This window comes from Micromonospora sp. I033 (assembly GCF_053890995.1).
Genome location: NZ_JBSSLX010000335.1, coordinates 1 through 4,041, shown reverse-complemented (window position 1 = coordinate 4,041; position 4,041 = coordinate 1). Strand labels below are relative to the sequence as shown.

The following is a 4,041-nucleotide window of genomic DNA, read 5'->3' as shown; positions in this document are numbered from 1 at the left end:
GACCCCGTGGTGCCAGGCGCGCCCGCGTTCGACCTGCACGCGCAGACCGCCGCCGCGCAGGCGAAGCAGTTCGGCTACAACAACGACTTCGTCGGGGTGCTGCCGATCGACCGCAGGCGCGCGCTGCTGGTGGTCAACCACGAGTACACCAACGAGGACCTGATGTTCCCCGGCTTCACCGGGCAGGACGCGCTCTCGGTGGAGCAGCTGCGGGTGGCGATGGCCGCGCACGGCATGTCCGTGGTGGAGCTGGAGCGGGTGGACGCCACCGGGCAGTGGCGGCCGGTCCGCAGCGGCCGCCGGCAGTACAACCGGCGGGTCACGGCGCTGGCCACCAGGTTCGAGCTGACCGGCCCGGCCGCCGGCTCGGCCTGGCTGCGCACCGCCGCCGACCCGAAGGGCCGTACGGTGGTCGGCACGCTGAACAACTGCGCCGGCGGGATCACCCCGTGGGGCACCGTGCTCTCCGGCGAGGAGAACTTCAACCAGTACTTCGTCGGCGGCGACGGCGCGCCCGAGGAGCTGAAGCCGAAGCTGGCCCGCTACGGCATCCCGACCGACGTGCGCTACCCGAGCGGCAGCCGCAAGTGGGAGCGCGCCGACGAGCGCTTCGACCTGGCCCGGCACCCGAACGAGGCGCACCGCTACGGCTGGGTCGTCGAGATCGACCCGTTCGACCCGGAGAGCCGGCCGCGCAAGCACACCGCGCTCGGCCGGGTCAAGCACGAGGGCGCGAACGTGATCGTCGCCGGGAACGGGCACGTGGTCGCGTACATGGGCGACGACGAGCGCTTCGACTACCTCTACAAGTTCGTCTCGGACAAGAAGTTCATGCCGGGCAACTCCTGGGTGGCCCGCAAGCACAACCTGACCCTGCTGGAGTCCGGCACGCTCTACGTGGCCGCCCTGGAGGGGAACAGCGCCGCCGAGATCGACGGCACCGGCAAACTCCCCTCGGACGGGGCGTTCGACGGCCGGGGCCGCTGGATCAAGCTGGTCAGCGGCAACCGCTCGTTCGTCGACGGGATGACCGCGGCCGACGTGCTGACCTTCACCCGGCTCGCCGGGGACAAGGTCGGTGCGACCAAGATGGACCGTCCGGAGGACGTCGAGCCGAGCCAGCTCACCGGCAAGGTCTACGTGGCGCTGACCAACAACACCGACCGGGGTAAGGCCGGCAAGGCGGCGGCCGATGAGGCGAACCCGCGCAACCTCAACAAGCACGGGCAGATCCTGGAGCTGGTCGAGGACCGCGGCGACAACACCGCCGAGAGCTTCGCCTGGTCGCTGCCGATCGTCTGCGGCGACCCGACCGACCCGTCGACCCACTTCGCCGGGTACGACAAGACCAGGGTCTCCCCGATCTCCTGCCCGGACAACGTCGCCTTCGACGCCACCGGCAACCTCTGGATCTCGACCGACGGCAACGCGCTGGGCAGCAACGACGGCCTCTTCGCCACCGCCGTCGAGGGCCCGGAGCGCGGTCATCTGAAGCAGTTCCTCACCGTGCCGCTCGGCGCGGAGACCTGCGGTCCGTTCATCACGAAGGACAACCGCTCGGTCTTCGTGGCCGTGCAGCACCCGGGCGAGATCACCGGCGCGTCGGTGGAGAACCCGGCCTCGACCTGGCCGGACGGCGACTTCGCCAAGCCGGGCGTGGTCGTCACGTGGCGCCTCGACGGCGGCCCGGTCGGCAGCTGACCCCACCCCGGGGCGGTCCGGCGCTGGACCGTCCCCGAAGGGCCTCTTCCCCCGCCGGGAAGGGGCCCTTCGGCCGTCCCGGGTCAGCTCTCCGCGGCGATGCCGTCGGCGACCGCGCGGGCGGCGGTGAGCAGCTTGGCCCGGACCACCCGGGCGGAGGTCATCATCTCGCTGGCCGGCAGCGCGCAGGCCAGCACCACCCGGCGCTCGATGTCCTTGTCGGGGGTGACCAGCACCGCCGCACACGCCACCCCCTGCCGGAACTGCCCGAGCTCCAGCTGCATGCCGCGCCGGTCGCCGGCGGCCAGGTCGGCCTCGAACGCCTCGACGGTGGTGAGGGTGGCGCCGGTGAACGGGCGCATGCCGTATTCCCGCAGGTAGCGGAAGCGCTGCTCGGCGGTGAGCGTGGCGAGCAGGCTCTTGCCGAGCGCGGTGGCGTGCGCCCCCTCGTCGAAGCCCGGCACCAGGTCTTCGAGGTACGGCGAGCGCGGCCCCTCGGCGACCGCCGTCACCGCGACCTGGCCGCCCACGAAGCGGCCCAGGTAGTGGCTCCAGCCGGTGTCCGCCGCGGCCCGCCGCAGCGCCTCCCCGACCGGCGGTGGCCCGCGGAACGCGGTGACCAGCTCGCGGTAGCGGTCGGCGACCTCCAGCCCGACGATGTACGTGCCGTCCTCCCGGCGGATCACGTAGCCCTCGTAGGCCAGCGTGCGCACCAGGTGGTAGGTGGTGGCGACGGTCAGCTCGCAGCGGCGGGCGATCTGCTTGACCGTGAGCCCTTTCGGCGCACGGCCGACCGACTCGAGCACTCGTAGCGCGCGGGAGACACTTCGGATCAGGTCCGAAGGTTCCGCCAAGGGGTCACGCACAACCACCTCCGCCGCCGGGGACTTACACCATATGAAAAACAGGCCGAGTGCGAAATGCCTGTTCGGATCGAGGATGCCAGATCACCGGGTACGGACCGTGCACCGACAGACACGATGAGCTGCCGAAACGTGGGCGGCGTAGGTTTGCCGGACCATGACCGAAACCGTGCTGCACCCCGCCGCGCCCGCGGCCCGGCGTACCGTCCGGGTCAACGCGGGCGCGATCGCCACCACGATCGCCTGCGTCCTGCCCGTCTTCCTGGTCGGCGGCCTCGCCGTGCAGATGGGCGACGACCTCGACTTCACCCCCGCCGGGCTCGGCCTGGCCGTCTCGGTGTACTTCGGCGTCAGCGCCCTCGCCTCGGTGCCCTCCGGCGCCCTGGTCGAGCGCTACGGGCCGGCCGTGGTGGCCCGCGCCGGCATCCTGCTCTCCGCGGGCTCGCTGCTGGCCGTGGCGGGGCTGGCCCGGTCGTACCCGGTGCTGGTGGCGCTGCTCGGGATCAGCGCCGCCGCCAACGCGCTCGGCCAGCTCGCCAGCAACGCCGCGCTGGCCCGGCACGTGCCCGCCCACCGGCAGGGGCTCTCCTTCGGGGTGAAGCAGGCCGCCATCCCGATCTCCACCCTGCTGGCCGGCGCGGCGGTGCCGACCGTCGCGCTGACCGCCGGCTGGCGCTGGGCGTTCGTGGTGGCCGCCGTCGCGGCGCTGGCGGCGCTGCCCGCCGTACCCCCGGCCGACCGGAAGCGGGTGCGCCGCGCCGCGGCCGGCCGGGCGGGCCGGGCCACGACGGCGCTGGTGGTGGTCGGCGTGGCGGCGACCCTGGCGGCCGCCGCGGCGAACGCGCTGGGCACCTTCGTTGTCGACTCGGCGGCCGGCCGGGGGCTGTCCCCGGCGCTGGCCGGGCTCACCCTCACCCTGGGCAGCGCCGTCTGCGTGGCGGCCCGGGTGGGCGCGGGCTGGCTGGCCGACCGCCGGGAGACCGGGCACGTCGCGGTGATCGCCGGCATGCTGGTGGTGGGCGCGGCGGGACTGGTGCTGCTCGCGGTGGCCGGCCCGGTGCCGCTGGTCGCCGGCGTGGTGCTCGGCTTCGGCCTCGGCTGGGCCTGGCCCGGGCTGATGAACTTCGCGGTGGTCCGGCTCCACCCGCAGGCCCCGGCCGCCGCCACCTCGATCACCCAGACCGGGGTGTACGCGGGCGGCTGCCTCGGCCCGCTCGGCCTCGGCACGATCGCCGACACGGCCGGCTACCCCACGATGTGGCTGGTGGCCGCGACCGCCATGCTGGCCGCCGCGGTCCTCATGCTGACCGGCAGCCGCCTCCTGTCCCACGGTTCCTGGCCGCCCGGCGGCCACCCGACCTCGGCCTCGTTGATCAAGAAGTTTGCGTCCGGAAATGGGCGTGCGGAGACGCAAACTTCTTGATCAACCAGAGCAGGAGGGGCCGGGCCCGCCGACCACGTGGTCGTGGTACCACCA

General features: G+C 73.3%; 3 protein-coding genes. 2 read left to right on the top strand and 1 reads right to left on the bottom strand.

All coding sequences use genetic code 11. The features are described from left to right. On the top strand, window positions 1-1,701 hold a 1,701-nt coding region (locus ACW0Q9_RS29580), incomplete at its 5' end, for a PhoX family protein (protein ID WP_456186908.1). A gap of 83 nt (window positions 1,702-1,784) precedes the next feature. Here ACW0Q9_RS29580 and ACW0Q9_RS29575 read toward each other — a convergent pair. Next, window positions 1,785-2,567 (bottom strand): IclR family transcriptional regulator, encoded by a 783-nt coding sequence (locus ACW0Q9_RS29575; RefSeq protein ID WP_456186906.1) that lies wholly within the window; start codon window positions 2,565-2,567, stop codon window positions 1,785-1,787. A gap of 154 nt (window positions 2,568-2,721) precedes the next feature. On the opposite strand from ACW0Q9_RS29575, the gene ACW0Q9_RS29570 reads away from it, so the two are divergent. Further along, window positions 2,722-3,987, top strand: a complete 1,266-nt coding sequence (locus tag ACW0Q9_RS29570; RefSeq protein WP_456186904.1) for an MFS transporter — start codon at window positions 2,722-2,724, stop codon at window positions 3,985-3,987. Window positions 3,988-4,041 lie beyond the last annotated feature (54 nt).

What these genes read in the sequence shown, in the direction of transcription:
- ACW0Q9_RS29570 (WP_456186904.1), top strand. Translation starts at nt 2,722, where the DNA reads ATGACCGAAACCGTGCTGCACCCCGCCGCGCCCGCGGCCCGGCGTACC.